The sequence below is a fragment of the Streptomyces longisporoflavus genome (assembly GCF_014649775.1).
GTDB lineage: Bacteria > Actinomycetota > Actinomycetes > Streptomycetales > Streptomycetaceae > Streptomyces > Streptomyces longisporoflavus.
Window position 1 is genome coordinate 1 of record NZ_BMTR01000047.1, and the last position, 19,347, is coordinate 19,347.

The window sequence follows — 19,347 nt, forward strand, 5'->3', positions numbered from 1 at the left end:
ACAGCGCCGATGGTACTGCAGGGGGGACCCTGTGGGAGAGTAGGACGCCGCCGAACTATTATTGATAGAGCTGGTCCCTGAACTTCGGTTCAGGGACCAGCTCTTTTTTGTTTTGCGACACTTGCCGTTCACGTTCCGCAGCCAGCATCTGAGTCATGAGGACAGTTGGCATGTTGCGAGCCGCAGGCGTCGGCGCCGGTGACGAGGTCATCGTGCCGGCGTACGGAAACGTCGAGATCGCCGAGGCCGTCGTCCAGGCCGGGGCCGTGCCCGTGTTCGCGGACATAGACCCGGCGACGTACTGCCTCGATCCTGACGCGGTGAACGCCGTCGTGACCTCCCGTACAGCCGCTGTCGCCGTCGTACACCGCTTCGGACACCCGGCCGACGTCCGGCGGCTTCGGGGCATCGGGCAGCGGCACGGGATTCTGGTGCTCGAGCAGGGCGAAGCGGACGCACCGCACGACGAGCTCGCGCGGCGGCGGACGCACGCGGCCTATCTCAGCGGGCGGCTTGGCGGTGTGATCACCCCGGACGGCGTCGAGGGGCACAGCTATCAGCAGTACGTCGTGCGTGTGCCCGGCAACGGGCGGCCGGACCGGGACGCCTTTGCGCGCGCCGTGCGGGCCAAGGGAATTGACTGCCGGGTGCCGGTGAAGGCGCCCGTTCACCGCACGTCGGATTTCTGGCGGGACATCTGCCTCCCGGAGACCGAGCGTGCCGCGGACGAGACGCTGGCGCTGCCGGTCGACGCGGCGATGACCCGGCGTGGACTGCAGCGCGTCGTATCCGCGTGCAATGCGCTCGGCGGGCTGTTGCAGCCTGCGTTCTGAAGAGGGCGCACGGTGGTTCGGATCAGGCGTGAGTTCGGGGTATGCTTTATTCCGTTGCCGAGCGGGAAACCGCGAAAGCGCAACAGGCCCCTATAGCTCAGTCGGTAGAGCGTCTCCATGGTAAGGAGAAGGTCAGCGGTTCGATTCCGCTTGGGGGCTCAGAGAGTAAGAAGGAAAAGTCCCCGCCCAGTTGGGCGGGGACTTTTTTGTTTCCGTGGCGGGGGTCCCAGGGGTCCGAAGATCCCCGCCGGTGTGGTTCTCAGTCCTTTTGAAGGCCGGGGACCCGCATCGCGAGGATCGCCATGTCGTCTGACGGAGCGTCCGACGCGAAGCGCTCCACCGCCCGCATGATGCGGGCCGCGACCGCGCCGGCCGTGAGACCCGTGCACGTCGTGAGGACGTCCGCGAGACCGTCGTCGCCGAGCATGCGGGTGCCCTCGCGGCGCTCGGTGACTCCGTCCGTCACGCAGAGGAGGACGTCGCCGGGGTCGAGCGTCATCGTCTGTTCGTAGAGTTCCAGGTCCTCCATGACGCCGAGCAGCGGCTGCGGTTCCGCGTACGGCTCGACCGTTCCGTCCTGGCGCAGGCGGAGCGGGAGCGGGTGGCCGGCGCAGACGATCTTCAGTACGGCCGAGCCGTCCTCCTGTGGCCACAACTCCCCGTAGAGGAGGGTGAGGAAGCGGCTGCGGGCGCCCTCGTCGAGGATCGCGGCGTTCAGGCGCTCCAGGACCGCGGGGCCGCCGAAGCCCTCGCGGGCCAGGAGGCGCAGGGCGTGGCGGGCCAGGCCGGTGACGGCGGCGGCCTCCGGCCCCGTGCCGCAGACGTCGCCGATCGCGAAACCGTACGCGCCGTCGCGGATGGGGAAGAGGTCGTAGAAGTCACCGCCGACTTCGTTGCCCTCGCCTGCCGCGCGGTAGATGACGTCGACCTCGACGCCCGGTACCTGCGGGAGCCCCGGCGGCAGCAGGCTGCGCTGGAGGGACTGGCTGATGGCCATGCGCTCCGAGTACAGGCGGGCGTTGTCCAGGGCGAGGGCGGCCCGGCGGGAGAGATCTTCGGCCAATTCCAGGATCTCTTGGCGGAAGTGTTCGTCCGAGGGCTTGCCCAGCGTGAGCATGCCGATGACGCGGTTCCGGGCGACCAGGGGCAGGACGACCGTCTCGCCGCCGACCGCGGACGCCGTGGAGAGTGTCGTGCCGATGCCCGAGCCGAGGCTCAGAGGCTCACCGAGGCCGAGGCTGCGCATGGAGGTGCGCAGGGCGGCCTGGTGGGCCGCTTCCGAGGGAGCGGCCCAGACGCGGGCTCCGGGGGTCGGTACGGGGTCGGGAGGGGCGATCTTGGACAGGAGCGCCTTCAGGCCGTCGATGCGCTCCTCGTCCTCGTGCAGGACGTACGAGAGGTAGGGCTCGGACGACTGGTCGGCGATCGTGTAGACGGCGCACCAGGTGGCGAGTGTGGGGACCGTCATCTGGGCCATGAGGGCCAGGGTCTGGTCGCGGTCCAGGGTGCCGGCGAGGAGGTCCGATGCCTCGACGAGGAAGGAGAGTGAGCCGCGGCGCAGGCGCTCGAGCTCGCCGAGGCGCGCGGACTCGACGGCGAGGGCGATGCGGTCGGCGGCGAACTGGAGGCGCAGGGCCTCTTCGTTCGAGTACCGGTCGGGGGACTCGGCGGCGACGCCCAGGGAGCCCGTGAGGCGGCCTTCGACCTTCAGGGGGACGGTGACCACGGAGCGCATGCCCGTGCCGCTGAGGAGCGGGACTGCGCCGGGGACGACCGTGAGGTCTTCGTGTACGGCCGGCATGCGGGCGGAGCCGTACCGGCCGGGGCCCGCTTCCACGGGGACGCGGGCGAAGCGCTGACGGGCCGACGGAAGGCCTGTGGAGGCCCGGACTTCCAGCTCCGTCTCGTCGTCCGTGGCCAGGAGCAGGAAGGCGGCGTCGCCGTCGAGCATGTCGCGGGCGCGCTCGACCGTGCGCTGGAGCAGACCGTCGAGGTCGTCCGGCGCCGGGGAGCCGATGAAGACCTCGAAGGGGTCGGTCGGGTGGGCCTCGGTGAGCGTGCCCGGTTCGGGGGCGGGGCCTCGCAGGGGGGTCTGCAGGACGGCGCGCTCGTCGTCGCGGACGAGGAGGCAGACCGTGGAGGGTTCGCCGTCGGCGTCGCGGACGCGCAGGTGCGAGGCGTAGACGGGGGTCACGCGGCCGTCGGAGCCGCGGATTCCGTAGCTGCCCTCCCAGCGGGAGAGGCGGAGCGCCTCCACGATGCCGGTGCTCGTGCCAGGGGTGTGCGGCCAGGCTGCGAGATCGGTGAGCGGTTTGCCGGTGACCTGTTCGGCGGCGTATCCGAAGAGTTCTTCCGCGTCTTCGTTCCAGGCGGAGATCGCGCCGACGCGGTCGATCTGGACGACGGCGACGCGGACTCTGCCGTCGGTCAGCGGGAGCATCTCGGCCGGGAGGGCGGGGCCGGCGGCGCGGGTGCCCACTGAGCGGTCGGGGAGGTCGAGTTGGAACCAGACCTGCTTCTGCGTGGGGGTGTAGTCGACGCCCCAGCGGGTGGCGAGCGCCGCGCACAGCTGGAGGCCGCGACCGCCCTCGCGGTCGGGGTTGCCCATGTTCACGGCGGACTGCTGGAGCGGGATCTCTCGTTCCGGATAGTGGTCGGAGACCTCGATGCGTACGGCGTCCTCGCTGCGCAGACAGAGGACGTCCGCGGCGGTGCCGGCATGCACGACGGCGTTGGTGACCAGCTCGCTGGTGAGGACGACGGCGTCGTCGACGATGTCCGTGAACCCCCAGCCCTGGAGGGTGTCGCGGACAAAGGAGCGTGCCGTCGCGACGGAACGCCCGACGGGGTCGAAAGTCGCAGCCGCGCGCGCGGTGATCACAGAACTCCTCGTACGAGTATCGACGCCCAGATCTCCCACCATGGTGCGGCCGCCCCTCCGATGCCCGCTTGTACGTGTGCCACCGCCCAGGCCGGGCAGGACCGAGGTGGTTGGACAGCCGGATGCCAGGTTACTTACCTTCGCCGTCCATGCTGATGCCGGTCGTCAGTGTTTCCGTCCGGAGGGTGTGCGGAACGGTGTGCGAAGCTGCCGAACTGTTATGGCCTGGTTCAGCCATGGTGAAACACTGGGCAAGCTTCTAAAGAGAGCCCAGGTAACCCGAGCAGTACGGTCGACCCTTGCGGGAGGGACACAGTGGAGTCTGGCGCAGCGACGCGGGGCACTAAAACGCGTGCGAAAGACGGACAGACCCCTGGCAAACAGCGCAAACCGCGCCACGGGGCGACTACGTCGGTGGACACGGCGGCCCTGAACAGATTGCTCGCGGCGCTCGCGGCCATGCGGGACGGAAACTTCCGCAAGCGGCTCACGGTCTCCGGTGACGACGTCATGTCCGAGATCGCCGCCGTTTTCAACGAGGTGGCCGACCGGAATCTGCATCTGACCGGTGAGCTCTCGCGCGTCCGGCGCATGGTCGGGCGTGAGGGGAAACTCACCGAGCGGCTTGAGAGCGGCGCGAGCGAGGGCTCGTGGGCCGCGGCGATCGACGCGTCGAACGCGCTGGTCGAAGACCTCGTACGCCCCGTGTCCGAGGTCGGGCGGGTGCTTTCCGCGGTCGCGGAGGGCGACCTGGAGCAGCGGATGGAGCTGCGGGCGCAGGCGGACGAGGGCAGCGGCCATCCGCTGCGCGGGGAGTTCCTGAAGGTCGGCCGGACGGTGAACAACCTGGTCGACCAGCTCTCGACATTCACCGACGAGGTCACGCGCGTGGCCAGCGAGGTGGGCACCGAGGGCAAGCTGGGCGGCCAGGCGCGGGTACGTGGAATGTCCGGTTCGTGGAAGGATCTCACGGATTCGGTGAATACCATGGCGTACCGCCTCACCGCGCAGGTACGTGACATTGCTCTCGTGACGACGGCGGTCGCCAAGGGTGACTTGTCCCGGAAGGTGACGGTTCACGTCGCGGGCGAGATGCTGGAGCTGAAGAACACCGTCAACACGATGGTGGACCAGCTCTCCTCGTTCTCCTCCGAGGTGACCCGCGTCGCGCGTGAGGTCGGCACGGAGGGCGAGCTCGGCGGCCAGGCGCAGGTGCCGGGTGTGGCGGGAGTGTGGAAGGACCTCACCGACTCGGTGAATCTTATGGCCGGCAATCTCACCGCACAGGTGCGCGGGATCGCCCAGGTCACGACGGCCGTCGCCAATGGCGATCTGTCCCAGAAGGTCACGGTGAGCGCGCGCGGCGAGGTCGCGCAACTCGCCGAGACGATCAACCAGATGACCGAGACGCTGCGTACGTTCGCGGACGAGGTCACCCGCGTCGCGAACGAGGTCGGCGCCGAGGGACAGCTGGGCGGCCAGGCGAACGTGCCGGGCGCGGCCGGGACGTGGAAGGACCTCACCGACTCGGTGAACACGGTCTTCCGGAACCTCACCACGCAGGTGCGCGACATCGCGACGGTCACGACGGCCGTCGCCAACGGCGATCTCTCGCAGAAGGTCACCGTCGACGTGGCGGGCGAGATGCTCGAGCTGAAGAACACGGTGAACACGATGGTGGACCAGCTCTCCGCCTTCGGTGCCGAAGTGACGCGGGTGGCCCGGGAGATCGGGGTCGAGGGCGAGCTGGGCGGCCAGGCGCAGGTACAGGGCGCGGCCGGTACGTGGAAGGACCTGACGGACTCGGTCAACACCGCCTTCCGCAACCTCACGGGTCAGGTCCGCAACATCGCGCAGGTGACGACGGCGGTCGCGAACGGCGACCTGTCGCAGAAGGTCACCGTCGACGTCTCCGGCGAGATGCTTCAACTGAAGAACACCGTGAACACGATGGTGGACCAGCTGTCGTCCTTCGCCGATCAGGTCACGCGGATGGCCCGTGACGTGGGTACGGAGGGGCGTCTGGGCGGTCAGGCGCGCGTGGACGGCGTCAGCGGCACCTGGAAGGAACTGACCGACTCCGTCAACTTCATGGCGGGGAACCTGACGTCGCAGGTACGTCAGATCGCCCAGGTCACCACCGCGGTGGCCCGCGGCGATCTCTCCCAGAAGATCGACGTGGACGCCCGCGGCGAGATCCTGGAGCTGAAGAACACCATCAACACGATGGTCGACCAGCTCTCCGCCTTCGCCGACCAGGTGACCCGGGTGGCCCGCGAGGTGGGCACGGAAGGCCGCCTCGGCGGGCAGGCGCAGGTGCCCGGTGTGGCCGGCGTGTGGCGCGATCTGACCGACTCCGTTAACGGCATGGCCGGCAACCTCACCGCACAGGTGCGCAACATCGCGCAGGTCGCGACCGCGGTGGCGCGCGGTGACCTGTCGCAGAAGATCGACGTGGACGCGCGCGGGGAAATCCTGGAGCTGAAGAACACCCTCAACACGATGGTGGACCAGCTCTCGGCCTTCGCCGAGCAGGTGACGCGGGTGGCCCGCGAGGTGGGCACCGACGGCATCCTGGGCGGCCAGGCCGAGGTGCAGGGTGTCTCCGGCACCTGGAAGGACCTCACGCAGTCCGTGAACGGCATGGCGAACAACCTGACCCTCCAGGTCCGCAACATCGCCGAGGTCACCACGGCGGTCGCCATGGGCGACCTGTCCAAGAAGATCACCGTCGACGCGAAGGGCGAGATCCTCGAGCTCGTCACCACCGTGAACACGATGGTCGACCAGCTCTCGAACTTCGCCGAGCAGGTCAACCGCGTGGCCCGCGAGGTGGGCACGGAGGGCAACCTGGGTGGCCAGGCGCGGGTTCCGGGCGTCACCGGCACCTGGAAGGACCTCAGCGACAACGTCAACCTGATGGCGAACAACCTGACCGGCCAGGTGCGCAACATCTCCCAGGTCGCGGCGGCGGTCGCCAACGGAGACCTGACCAAGAAGGTCACCGTCGAGGCGCGCGGCGAGGTCGCGCAGCTCGCCGACACCGTCAACACGATGGTGAAGACGCTGAGTTCGTTCGCGGACGAGGTGACCCGCGTGGCCCGCGAGGTGGGCACCGACGGCATCCTCGGCGGACAGGCCCGCGTACCGGGAGTCTCGGGTACGTGGAAGGACCTGACGGAGTCCGTGAACGGCATGGCCTCCAACCTCACCGGCCAGGTCCGCAACATCGCGATGGTCACCACCGCGATCGCCAAGGGCGACCTGACCAAGAAGATCGACATCGACGCCCGGGGCGAGATCCTCGAACTCAAGACCACCATCAACACGATGGTCGACCAGCTGTCGTCCTTCGCCGAGCAGGTCACGCGCGTGGCCCGCGAGGTGGGTACGGAAGGGCAGCTGGGCGGTCAGGCGCGGGTGCGGGACGTCGACGGCACGTGGCGCGACCTCACCGAATCGGTGAACGAGATGGCCGGAAACCTGACCCGTCAGGTGCGCGCCATCGCCGAGGTCGCCACCGCGGTGACGCGCGGCGACCTGAACCTGAAGATCGACGTGGACGCCGCGGGCGAGATCCAGGTTCTCCAGGACAACATCAACTCGATGATCGCCAACCTCCGCGACACCACCCTGGCCAACAAGGAACAGGACTGGCTCAAGGGCAACCTGGCCCGTATCTCCGGTCTGATGCAGGGCCGCCGCGATCTGGAGGACGTCGCCTCGCTGATCATGAGCGAGCTGACGCCGGTGGTCTCCGCACAGCACGGCGCCTTCTTCCTGGCCCTGCCGACGGACGAGGCCGCGGAGCCCGGTGCCGAGCAGGAGGACGCGTACGAACTGCGGATGATGGGCAGTTACGGCTACTCCATGGGCTCCATGCCGACGTCTTTCCGGCCCGGTGAGACGCTCATCGGCACCGCCGCGCAAGAGCGGCGCACGATCCTCGTGGAGAACGCGCCGTCCGGCTATCTGCGGATCGCGTCCGGCCTCGGCGAGGCGCCGCCCGCCCAGGTCATCGTCCTGCCGGTGCTCTTCGAAGGAACCGTCCTCGGCGTGATCGAACTGGCCGCCTTCCAGGCGTTCACGCAGATCCAGAAGGACTTCCTCAGCCAGATCGCCGAGATGATCGCGACGAGCGTCAACACCATCAGCGTCAACACGAAGACCGAGGTGCTGCTCAAGCAGTCGCAGGAACTGACCGAGCAACTGCGCGAGCGGTCGGCGGAGTTGGAGAACCGGCAGAAGGCGCTGCAGGACTCGAACGCCGAACTGGAGGAGAAGGCCGAGCTCCTTGCCCAGCAGAACCGTGACATCGAGGTCAAGAACACCGAGATCGAGGAGGCCAGGCAGGTCCTCGAGGAGCGCGCCGAGCAGCTCGCCGTCTCGATGCGCTACAAGTCCGAGTTCCTGGCGAACATGTCGCACGAGCTGCGTACGCCGCTCAACTCCCTGCTGATCCTGGCCAAGTTGCTCGCCGACAACGCCGACGCCAACCTCACCCCCAAGCAGGTGGAGTTCGCCGAGACGATCCACGGGGCGGGCTCGGACCTGCTGCAGCTCATCAACGACATCCTCGACCTCTCCAAGGTCGAGGCGGGCAAGATGGACGTCTCCCCGACACGTATCGCCCTGGTGCAACTGGTGGACTACGTAGAGGCCACTTTCCGGCCGCTGACCGCCGAGAAGGGGCTCGACTTCTCCGTACGGGTGTCTCCGGAGCTGCCCGCGACGCTGCACACGGACGAGCAGCGCCTCCTTCAGGTGCTGCGCAACCTCCTGTCCAACGCGGTGAAGTTCACCGACTCCGGAGCGGTCGAGCTGGTGATCCGGCACGCCAACGCCGACGTGCCCAACGCCATCCGGGAACAGCTCCTGGAGGCCGGTTCGCTGCGGGACGCGGACGCCGATCTGATCGCCTTCTCGGTGAGCGACACCGGCATCGGGATCGCCGGCAGCAAGATGCGGGTCATCTTCGAGGCGTTCAAGCAGGCCGACGGCACGACGAGCAGGAAGTACGGCGGTACGGGACTCGGGCTCTCCATCAGCCGGGAGATCGCGCGTCTTCTCGGCGGAGAGATCCACGCGGCGAGCGAACCGGGCCGTGGCTCGACGTTCACGCTCTATTTGCCGCTGCACCCGAGCGAACTGCCGCCCCAGGGCTACACGCAGCTGGCGCCCCTGCCGGGCACGGTCGCGCGGGCCGCCCTCGAGGAGGCTCCGTCCACGGCCGAGCAGCCGCCGCAGAGCGAGGACGTCACGCCACCCCAGGGGGACGCGACGCCGGAGTCCGGCACGCTCTTCAGGCGCCGTCGTCGCGCCGCGCACGCCTCTTCGGAGCAGCCCCCCGTGCTGCCGGGGCAGGGCCCCAGGGAGCCTCAGGAGCCGCGCTCGCAGGAGCAGTGGCCGACCGCGGGGCAGGAGTCGCCCGTGGCGCGTCCCGGCTACCAGTTCGGCGGCGAGAAGGTGCTCATCGTCGACGACGACATCCGCAATGTGTTCGCGCTCACCAGCGTCCTGGAGCAGCACGGGCTCTCGGTGCTGTACGCCGAGAACGGCCGCGAGGGCATCGAGGTCCTGGAACAGCACGACGACGTGACGGTCGTCCTGATGGACATCATGATGCCGGAGATGGACGGGTACGCGACGACGACGGCCATCCGCAGGATGCCGCAGTTCGCCGGACTCCCGATCATCGCGCTCACCGCGAAGGCCATGAAGGGCGACCGGGAGAAGGCCATCGACTCCGGCGCGTCCGATTACGTTACGAAGCCGGTCGACCCGGATCATCTGCTCTCGGTGATGGAGCAGTGGATGCGAGGGGAGTGACCGAGAAGAGGCTTCATTACGCGGAGTTGCTGACAGAGTGTGGCCGAGGCCGTGTAGAAGCGCGGTATACGGGGAACCTTCTGGTCTCCCACTGCGTTTCTGCTACGTGCACAGTGACATCGCGGTGACAGGGTGTGGCGACAGGCGGGGTGCGGCTACCATGACCGGCACAAGGACGGACGGCGTAAGGGAGTCGTCCCCTGGGGCGGCGCCCGGTGTACCGCCGGGGCGAGGAGGGCGGGCCATGGTGCAGAAGGCCAAGATCCTCCTGGTCGATGACCGGCCGGAGAATCTGCTGGCGCTGGAGGCCATCCTCTCTGCGCTCGATCAGACCCTGGTACGGGCATCGTCCGGGGAGGAAGCGCTCAAAGCACTACTGACGGACGACTTCGCGGTCATTCTGCTGGACGTCCAGATGCCGGGCATGGACGGTTTCGAAACCGCCGCGCACATCAAGCGGCGAGAACGGACCCGGGACATCCCGATCATCTTCCTCACCGCCATCAACCACGGACCGCATCACACCTTCCGGGGTTACGCGGCCGGTGCGGTGGACTACATCTCCAAGCCCTTCGATCCGTGGGTGCTGCGGGCGAAGGTCTCGGTGTTCGTCGAGCTGTACATGAAGAACTGCCAACTGCGGGAGCAGGCCGCGCTGCTGCGGCTCCAGCTCGAAGGCGGCGGCAAGTCCGCGGCGGGCGACGCCAAGGAGCCCGCGGGTCTTCTCGCCGAGCTCTCGGCGCGCCTCGCGGCCGTCGAGGAACAGGCGGAGGCGCTGTCGAAACAGCTGGACGACGACTCGGCGGATGCCGCCGCTGTCGCCACCGCGGCCCATCTCGAACGCAAACTCACCGGCCTTCGGCGGGCTCTTGACGCCTTGGAGCCGGGCACCGGCAGCGGCGCGCCTTCGGTGTCCTCGCAGAACTGAACCGGCGCGAAAACCGGACGAAGCGGGACCGGGAGCGGTGAACGTCCGTCAGTTCACCGCCCCCGCAAGGGCGACACAAACGGGTGAAGCAGTAGGCACACGTGTCCGCAGTGGTCTCCACCGGTAACCTCGGACCCATGGCCTCACGTCCGTCCGCAGCCAAGAAGACGCCCGCGAAGAAGGCGGCCGCGCCCACAAAGGCTCCGGCGAAGAAGGCCGCCGCCAAAAAACCGCCCGCCAAGAAGGCTCCGGCGAAGAAGGCGCCCGCCAAGAAGGCCGTGGCGAAGAAGCCCGTACCCAAGCCGGCGCCCAGTCCCACGGGCGGCGTCTACCGCATCGCGCGCGCCCTGTGGCTCGGTCTCGCGCACAGCGTGGGCGCGCTGTTCCGCGGCATAGGGCGAGGCGCCAAGGGACTCGACCCGGCGCATCGCAAGGACGGCGTCGCGCTGCTGCTGCTCGGCGTCGCGCTGATCGTCGCCGCGGGCACGTGGTCGAATCTGCGCGGCCCCGTGGGCGATCTCGTCGAGATGCTGGTGACCGGCGCGTTCGGCCGTCTCGATCTGCTCCTGCCGATACTGCTCGCGGTCATCGGCGTACGCCTCATCCGGCACCCAGAGAAGCCCGAGGCGAACGGCCGCATCGTGATCGGCCTGTCCGCGCTCGTCATCGGCGTGCTCGGCCAGGTCCACATCGCCTGCGGTTCGCCCGCCCGCGCGGACGGCATGGCGGCCATAAGGGACGCGGGCGGCCTCATCGGCTGGGCCACGTCCACTCCGCTGATCTTCACCATGGGCGAGGTCCTCGCCGTACCGCTGCTCGTCCTGCTGACCGTGTTCGGGCTGCTCGTGGTCACCGCGACGCCCGTCAACGCCATCCCGCAGCGGCTGCGGCTGCTCGGCACCAAGCTCGGCATCGTCCAGGCGGAGCCCGAAGAGGTGCTGGGGGACTACGGCGACTACGGGGACGACGAGCGGTACGAGGAGCAGTGGCGCGAGGCGCTGCCGGCGCGCTCGCGCAGGCGCCCCGCGGCCGCCGGGCCCTATGACCCGGATCAGGCCGAGGAGGAGGCGCTCACCCGGCGGCGCAGGCCCCGCAGGGCGTCCTCGCAGCCGTCGCTCGACCGGCCGATGGACGCGGTGGACGTGGCCGCCGCCGCTGCCGCCGCGCTGGACGGCGCCGTCATGAACGGCATGCCGCCTTCGCCGCTGGTCGCCGATCTCACGCAGGGCGTCTCCGGGGAGCGCGACCAGAAGCCCGCGGAGAGCTCGGCGCCGGTGCCGACCGCGCGCGCCACCGACAGCCCTTCGCGCGCCGACGACAGCCCCGCGCGCGCCACCGACAGCCCGCCGCCCGGCGTGCGGCGCAAGAAGCCCGGCGAGTCCGACGGCTCGTCCGACTCGGCGGTGCCGGACCTGACCAAGTCGCCCTCGAACAAGCCGCGGGACCTTCCCCCGCGCGCCGAGCAGCTGCAGTTCGCCGGCGACATCACGTACGCGCTGCCCTCGCTCGACCTGCTCGAGCGCGGTGGCCCCGGCAAGTCCCGCAGCGCTGCCAACGATGCCGTCGTGGCCTCGCTCAGCAATGTGTTCAGCGAGTTCAAGGTCGACGCGGACGTCACCGGCTTCACAAGGGGCCCGACGGTCACGCGGTACGAGATCGAGCTCGGCCCGGCCGTGAAGGTCGAGAAGATCACCGCTCTGGCCAAGAACATCGCGTACGCGGTCGCCAGTCCCGATGTCCGCATCATCAGCCCCATCCCCGGCAAGTCCGCGGTCGGCATCGAGATCCCGAACTCCGACCGCGAGATGGTCAACGTCGGCGACGTGCTGCGCCTCGCGGACGCGGCCGAGGACGATCACCCGATGCTGGTCGCGCTCGGCAAGGACGTCGAGGGCGGCTTCGTGATGGCCAACATGGCGAAGATGCCGCACATCCTGGTCGCCGGTGCCACCGGCTCCGGCAAGTCGTCCTGCATCAACTGCCTGATCACGTCGATCATGATGCGGGCGACGCCCGAGGACGTACGGATGGTCCTCGTCGACCCCAAGCGCGTCGAGCTCACGGCGTACGAGGGCATTCCGCACCTGATCACGCCGATCATCACCAACCCCAAGCGGGCCGCCGAGGCGCTCCAGTGGGTCGTACGCGAGATGGACCTGCGCTACGACGACCTCGCGGCCTTCGGCTACCGGCACATCGACGACTTCAACCAGGCCGTCCGCGAGGGCAAGCTCAAGACGCCCGAGGGCAGCGAGCGGGAGCTCACCCCGTACCCGTACCTCCTTGTGATCGTCGACGAGCTCGCCGACCTGATGATGGTCGCCCCGCGCGACGTCGAGGACTCGATCGTGCGCATCACGCAGCTCGCGCGTGCGGCGGGCATCCACCTGGTGCTCGCCACGCAGCGGCCGTCCGTGGACGTCGTGACCGGTCTGATCAAGGCGAACGTGCCCTCACGGCTCGCTTTCGCGACCTCTTCGCTCGCCGACAGCCGCGTCATCCTCGACCAGCCGGGTGCCGAGAAGCTGATCGGCAAGGGTGACGGGCTCTTCCTGCCGATGGGGGCGAACAAGCCCACCCGAATGCAGGGCGCCTTCGTCACCGAAGAGGAGATCCAGGCGGTCGTCCAGCACTGCAAGGACCAGATGGCGCCCGTCTTCCGGGACGACGTCACCGTGAGCACCAAGCAGAAGAAGGAGATCGACGAGGACATCGGCGATGACCTCGACCTGCTCTGCCAGGCCGCTGAGCTGGTGGTTTCCACGCAGTTCGGGTCCACGTCGATGCTCCAGCGAAAGCTGCGCGTCGGCTTCGCGAAGGCCGGGCGGCTGATGGACCTCATGGAGTCGCGCGGCATCGTGGGCCCCAGCGAGGGTTCCAAGGCTCGTGACGTTCTTGTGAAACCCGACGAGCTGGATGGCGTGCTCGCGGTGATCCGCGGGGAGGCTCACCCATAAGGGTGCGGCAGGCAACCGTTTCCCCTCGGCATACGTCAAGTTGAGGGGAGAGACCGCACCATGTACCCAGCACAGGATGTCCGGCCGTCCCGACGGCGGGGTGTCCGGCCATTCCGATGGCGTACAAAGTCCGTCGCCCGGTTGCCCCACCTTTTCCGAACGCCCCTAGACTGAACCTCCGGCAGGTGGCTACACGCTCGAAAGGCGCCCCCGTGTCCATCGGCAACTCCCCTGAAGACGACCGCCCTTCAGACCACCGACCCACAGACGACCGGCACACCGACGATCGGCTCGCCGAGGACCTTGCGGCAGCCGAGACCCCGGCAGTCGAGGAGCCCTCGATCGGGCGCACGCTGCAGCGGGCGCGTATCGACTCGGGCCAGACCGTCGACGAGATCAGCGCGTCCACCCGGGTGCGCGTCCCGATCGTGCACGCGATCGAACAGGACGACTTCTCCCGCTGCGGCGGCGACGTCTACGCCCGCGGCCACATCCGGACGCTCGCACGCGCCGTGGGGGTCGATCCCGCCCTTCTGCTGGCCCAGTACGACAAGGCGCACGGTGGCCGGCCGCCCGCGCCCACTCCGGCGGCGCCGCTCTTCGAGGCCGAGCGCATCAGGTCCGAACCGCGCCGTCCCAACTGGACGGCGGCCATGGTCGCCGCGATCGTCGCCGTCATCGGCTTCGTCGGCTTCACCGCGTTCAGCGGTGGCGACGAGGACACCGGCGGGGCGAAGTCGCAGGCCGAGGGCGCATCGCCCGCCACCAGCAAGCCCGCCACGAAGCCGGTGCCCGACAAGCCCGCCGACCCGAAGCCGGACCCGTCGGACAGCGCCATCGCCGGCGCCCCGAAGGACAAGGTCACGGTCAAGGTCAGCGCCCCGGACGGGCGCAGCTGGATCTCGGCCAAGGACCACAACGGCCGCACGCTCTTCGACGGCGTCCTCGAAGAGGGCAAGTCGAAGACCTTCCAGGACAAGCAGAAGATCGACCTCGTGCTCGGCGACGCGGGCGCGATCGCACTGTTCGTGAACGGCAAGGCGGTCGAAAACGAGTTCGATCCCGGTCAGGTCGAGCGGCTGACGTACACCAAGGGAGACCCCGAGGTCGGCTGAGTCCGGCACGACACGACACGACCCGGTACGAGCGCCGTGTGCGCCCCGGGAGTCGGGGCCCGGACCCTCGCGGCGGGGGCCCGGGCAGGGACAAAGTAGTCTTGAGAGCATGCCCGAACGCCGCACCGTCGCCCTTGTCACTCTTGGCTGCGCCCGCAACGAGGTGGACTCGGAGGAGCTCGCAGGCCGCTTGGAGGCGGACGGCTGGCAGCTCGTCGAGGCCGCCGAAGAAGCGGACGTCGCCGTAGTCAACACCTGTGGATTCGTCGAAGCCGCCAAGAAGGACTCCGTCGACGCCCTCCTGGAAGCCAATGATCTCAAGGGTCATGGCAAGACCCAGGCCGTCGTCGCCGTCGGCTGCATGGCCGAGCGGTACGGCAAGGAACTCGCCGACGCCCTCCCCGAAGCCGACGGCGTCCTCGGCTTCGACGACTACTCCGACATCTCGAACCGCCTGCAGACCATCCTCGGTGGCGGCAGCGTCGAGGCCCACACCCCGCGTGACCGGCGCAAGCTGCTTCCGATCAGCCCCGCGGAGCGGCAGGAGGCCGGCTCCGGCGTCGCGCTGCCCGGGCACGGGCCCGTGGACCTGCCCGAAGGCCTCGCGCCCGCCTCGGGACCGCGCGCTCCGCTGCGGCGCCGGCTGGGGACCAGCCCCGTCGCCTCGGTGAAGCTGGCCTCCGGCTGCGACCGGCGCTGCTCGTTCTGCGCCATCCCCTCCTTCCGCGGGTCCTTCATCTCGCGCCGCCCCTCGGACGTGCTCGGCGAGACGCGCTGGCTGGCCGAGCAGGGCGTCAAGGAGGTCATGCTCGTCTCCGAGAACAACACCTCGTACGGCAAGGACCTCGGGGACATCCGGCTCCTGGAGACGCTGCTGCCCGAGCTGGCGGCCGTCGACGGGATCGAGCGGGTGCGCGTCAGCTACCTCCAGCCCGCCGAGATGCGCCCCGGACTCATCGACGTACTGACCTCCACCGAGAAGGTCGTCCCCTACTTCGACCTCTCCTTCCAGCACTCCGCCCCCGGCGTGCTGCGCGCGATGCGGCGCTTCGGGGACACCGACCGCTTCCTGGAGCTGCTCGACACCATCCGTACGAAGGCGCCGCAGGCCGGTGTGCGGTCCAACTTCATCGTGGGCTTCCCCGGCGAGACCGAGGCCGACGTGGACGAGCTCGAGCGGTTCCTCACGGGTGCGCGGCTGGACGCCATCGGCGTCTTCGGGTACTCCGACGAGGAGGGCACGGAAGCGGCGACGTACGAGAAGAAGCTCGACCAGGACGTCGTCGACGAGCGGCTCGCGCGCATCTCGCGGCTCGCCGAGGAACTGACCTCGCAGCGCGCCGACGAGCGCCTCGGTGAGACCGTCGAGGTGCTTGTGGAGTCCGTGGACGAGGAGGACGGCGCGATCGGCCGGGCGGCCCACCAGGCGCCCGAGACGGACGGACAGGTCCGCTTGGAGGGCGCCACGAGTGGGGACGGCCTGCAGGTCGGCCGTATGGTCGTGGCAAAGGTGGTCGGCACGGAAGGCGTGGACCTGGTGGCTGAGTACAGCGAAATCCCCGGGCACGAGCCCCGGATCCCGGCCGAGGAGGCGCGCAGATGACCGGAGTCCCGGCATCCGCGGCGGGCGGCTCCGGCGCGCAGGGCGCCAAGCCGGTGCGCGGCGGAAAGTTGGGCGCTGCGGCCGTCAATCAGGCCAGCGTGTGGAACGTCGCCAATTTGTTGACGGTGATCCGGCTGCTTCTCGTGCCCGGCTTCGTGATGCTGTTGCTCGCCGACGGCGGGTACGACCCGGCCTGGCGCGCCTGGGCCTGGGCGGCCTTCGCCGTCGCCATGATCACGGACTTGTTCGACGGGCACCTCGCACGTACGTACAACCTGGTCACGGACTTCGGGAAGATCGCCGACCCCATCGCCGACAAGGCGATCATGGGCGCCGCCCTGGTCTGTCTCTCCTACCTCGGCGACCTGCCCTGGTGGGTGACGGGCGTCATTCTCGGGCGTGAGCTCGGAATCACGTTGCTGCGGTTCTGGGTGATCCGCTTCGGTGTCATTCCGGCCAGTCGCGGCGGCAAGATGAAGACGCTCTGGCAGGGCACCGCGGCCGGAATGTACGTCCTCGCGCTGACCGGGCCGCTCGCCACGCTGCGGTTCTGGGTGATGGCGGTGGCCGTCGTACTGACCGTCCTGACCGGGCTCGACTATGTGCGGCAGGCCATCGTGCTGCGTCGCCTCGGGCTCGCGGAGGCGGCAGCGGCGGCATCGGCGTCAGCGGCCTCCGGGTCGGCCGCGGCCTCCGGCGAGGGGGCGCGGGAGTCGGCGTCATGACGTCGGCGGGGTCGGCAGGGGCGGTGGTGCCGGCAGGGTTGGCTGCGGAGGTTCTGCGGCTTCTGCAGGCGCGGGGCGAGACCCTCGCCGTCGCCGAGTCGCTCACCGGGGGTCTGGTGGCCGCCGAGGTGACGGCGGTGCCGGGGGCATCTGCGGTCTTCCGGGGGTCCGTGACGGCTTACGCGACCGAGCTGAAGCAGCATGTACTCGGAGTCGACGGCACTCTGCTGGCGGAGCGCGGCGCCGTGGATGCCGAAGTGGCGCTGCAGATGGCCGCCGGTGTGCGCAAGGTCATGGGCGCGGACTGGGGTATCGCGACCACGGGCGTCGCCGGGCCGGAACCACAGGACGGGCAGGCGGTCGGGACCGTTTTCGTGGCGGTCGACGGGCCTGTTTCGGCCTTCGGCAGGCCGGATCTCGCGGTCGACGAGGCAAGTTCCGGGCTTCGCTCTGAGGGGAAAGTGGCGGCGCTGCGGTTGAACGGTGGCCGTTCGGACATTCGTATGGAGAGTGTACGGAGCGTGCTCAGGCTGCTGATCGAGCGGCTGTCCGGCGAACGTGCCGGGAATGGGCGGGCACAGGATACGGAACAGAACGGGGGGACTTGATGTTTGCAGCCCTGAGTGAACACGACATCGCTCCCCGCACGGCCGCCGCGCGAGGCGGTACGGTGGGGCGTGAAGGATGCGGCTACGCGGTCCGAGGAGGGAGCCACCGATGATTCTGCTCCGTCGCCTGTTGGGTGACGTGCTGCGTCGGCAGCGCCAGCGCCAGGGCCGTACTCTGCGCGAAGTCTCCTCGTCCGCCCGAGTCTCGCTCGGCTATCTTTCCGAGGTGGAGCGGGGGCAGAAGGAGGCATCCTCCGAGCTGCTTTCCGCGATCTGCGACGCGCTTGACGTACGGATGTCCGAGCTCATGCGCGAGGTGAGCGATGAGCTCTCTCTCGCCGAACTGGCTGCGTCGGCAGCGGCTACGGAACCGGTGCGCACACCGGTTCGCCCGATGCTCAATTCCGTCTCGGTGAGCGGTGTGCCGCCGGAACGGGTAACGATCAAGGCGCCTGCGGAGGCGGTGGACGTCGTCGCGGCGTGATGCTGCGCTGACTGTGCACGCTGTCTGAGCGCTCAGATGTGAGGAGGCCCCGGCCGGGTAACACCGGCCGGGGCTTTCGTGCGTTCCGTCAGTTCTGTCCGTTGCAGTGGTTCGGGGCTTGTGGGGTTCTCGGGGGCAGCCGGTTTACGTGGTGACGCGTCCACGTCAAAAAAGCTTGCGAGATGTCCGCATTAGAGCAGTTGTGTCATATTTGGTGGGGGATTTTAGCTCACGGAGTCCCAAGATCTTTGGAGGTTGCATGTATGTCGTGAAGAGTCCTCTGTCGGATGCGGATCTGAAGACGGTCTCGGATGCCCTGCAAGGGGCGCTCGTGGACCTGGTCGACCTTTCCCTGGTGGCCAAGCAGATCCACTGGAACGTGGTCGGCGCGCGCTTCCGGTCCGTGCACCTGCAGCTCGACGAGGTCGTGGACACGGCGCGGACGCACTCCGACACGGTGGCGGAACGGGCGTCCACGCTCGGTGTCTCGCCCGACGGCCGTGCGGGGACCGTGGCGCGTAGCAGCGGCATCGGCGAGGTCGCCGGCGGCTGGGTCAAGGACGCCGACGCGGTGGGCACGCTCGTGGAAGCGCTCGGAGCGGTCATCACGCGGATGCGGGAGCGGGTGGAGGCGACCGGTGAGGCTGACCCGGTCAGCCAGGACATCTTCATCGGCATCACGGCCGATCTGGAGAAGCATCACTGGATGTTCCAGGCGGAGAACGGTTGACCGCGCTCGCTGGGCGTTCCGGGGGAGAACGGTTCCGGGGTGGAGAGCGGTGAGGGCGCCGCGGGAGGGCGGCTGATCGGTTCGCGCCGGGACTGGTGGCTCGGGTGCTCGGCTGCCCGGACGGGTTAGCGGGGCGGTGATCGTGCCTCGTGTGCGCTGTGGTGCGCCCTCCCGCCCGGTCACGCCGGGCGTCTAGCGTCGACCGGGCGTCGGGCCTCGGGTATCGGGCCTGTATCGGCGTCCGATGCCGGTGGGTCCCGTGCGGGCCCCGATTGTGCGGAGGTGGTGGCCGTGGCATGGAGAGTCGTGCGGTGGGCGCCGGCTCTGGCGCTCGGCGCGCTCTGGTGGTGGGGCGCGCTGCGGCTGGCGCTCGCGCCCGATGCGGGGGTTCTGGAGGGGGCGGTCGCGGCCGGGGGGTGGGGGTTGAGTCTGTTGCCGGTGCACTGCGTCCCGAAATCGCGGGCGCTGAGCGCCGCGGCCCTGGCCAGGGAGCGCGCCCGGCGGGATTCTGCGCCGGGGGAGCCTCACGGCGCGAGGGGGTGGCGGCTGCGGTGGTCGTGGCGGTCGTGGCGGTCGTGGCGGCCGTGGTCGGAGTGGTCGCGGCGGTCCGGGGTGCGTACGGGCGAGGCCGGTAAGGCTGCCGCCCGGTCTGCT

The 19,347-nt window shown here is 69.3% G+C and carries 11 protein-coding genes and 1 tRNA gene; 11 read left to right on the plus strand and 1 reads right to left on the minus strand.

The window, feature by feature from the left end; all coding sequences use genetic code 11:
- The first annotated feature begins 170 nt into the window (after positions 1–170).
- On the plus strand, positions 171–833 hold the full coding sequence (locus IE226_RS40865) for a DegT/DnrJ/EryC1/StrS family aminotransferase (protein WP_190086594.1): 663 nt from the start codon (positions 171–173) through the stop codon (positions 831–833).
- Between the two features lie 86 nt (positions 834–919).
- A tRNA-Thr gene (locus IE226_RS40870) sits at positions 920–992 on the plus strand.
- 100 nt (positions 993–1,092) lie between these two features.
- Here IE226_RS40870 and IE226_RS40875 read toward each other — a convergent pair.
- Positions 1,093–3,756: a SpoIIE family protein phosphatase gene (locus tag IE226_RS40875; protein WP_229871894.1), complete on the minus strand. Its 2,664-nt coding sequence runs from the start codon at positions 3,754–3,756 to the stop codon at positions 1,093–1,095.
- A gap of 273 nt (positions 3,757–4,029) precedes the next feature.
- Between IE226_RS40875 and IE226_RS40880 the strand changes: the two genes are divergently transcribed.
- The 9 genes from IE226_RS40880 to IE226_RS40920 all read left to right on the plus strand — a co-directional run bounded on the left by IE226_RS40880 (position 4,030) and on the right by IE226_RS40920 (position 18,693).
- On the plus strand, positions 4,030–9,543 hold the full coding sequence (locus tag IE226_RS40880; protein WP_190086596.1) for a HAMP domain-containing hybrid sensor histidine kinase/response regulator: 5,514 nt from the start codon (positions 4,030–4,032) through the stop codon (positions 9,541–9,543).
- A 244-nt stretch (positions 9,544–9,787) separates the two neighbouring features.
- Positions 9,788–10,471: a response regulator gene (locus IE226_RS40885; RefSeq protein WP_190086597.1), complete on the plus strand. Its 684-nt coding sequence runs from the start codon at positions 9,788–9,790 to the stop codon at positions 10,469–10,471.
- Between the two features lie 137 nt (positions 10,472–10,608).
- Positions 10,609–13,428 carry a DNA translocase FtsK gene (locus tag IE226_RS40890; protein WP_373307110.1) on the plus strand — a complete coding sequence of 940 codons (2,820 nt, stop codon included), beginning with the start codon at positions 10,609–10,611 and terminating at the stop codon, positions 13,426–13,428.
- Between the two features lie 212 nt (positions 13,429–13,640).
- Entirely contained in the window at positions 13,641–14,543 is a 903-nt protein-coding gene (locus IE226_RS40895; RefSeq protein ID WP_190086599.1) for a helix-turn-helix domain-containing protein, read from the plus strand.
- A gap of 109 nt (positions 14,544–14,652) precedes the next feature.
- The gene (gene rimO / locus IE226_RS40900; protein ID WP_190086600.1) at positions 14,653–16,146 is read left to right on the plus strand and encodes a 30S ribosomal protein S12 methylthiotransferase RimO; all 1,494 of its coding nucleotides are present in this window, start codon (positions 14,653–14,655) and stop codon (positions 16,144–16,146) included.
- Positions 16,143–16,871 (plus strand): CDP-diacylglycerol--glycerol-3-phosphate 3-phosphatidyltransferase, encoded by a 729-nt coding sequence (pgsA, locus tag IE226_RS40905; RefSeq protein ID WP_190086601.1) that lies wholly within the window; start codon positions 16,143–16,145, stop codon positions 16,869–16,871. The genes rimO and pgsA overlap by 4 nt, the downstream gene beginning before the upstream one ends.
- Positions 16,868–17,479, plus strand: coding sequence for a CinA family protein (locus IE226_RS40910; RefSeq protein WP_190086602.1), 612 nt, complete (start codon positions 16,868–16,870; stop codon positions 17,477–17,479). The genes pgsA and IE226_RS40910 overlap by 4 nt, the downstream gene beginning before the upstream one ends.
- Before the next feature lie 109 nt (positions 17,480–17,588).
- The gene (locus tag IE226_RS40915) at positions 17,589–17,963 is read left to right on the plus strand and encodes a helix-turn-helix domain-containing protein (RefSeq protein WP_135333667.1); all 375 of its coding nucleotides are present in this window, start codon (positions 17,589–17,591) and stop codon (positions 17,961–17,963) included.
- Between the two features lie 259 nt (positions 17,964–18,222).
- Positions 18,223–18,693 (plus strand): Dps family protein, encoded by a 471-nt coding sequence (locus IE226_RS40920; protein WP_190086603.1) that lies wholly within the window; start codon positions 18,223–18,225, stop codon positions 18,691–18,693.
- Positions 18,694–19,347: the final 654 nt, after the last annotated feature.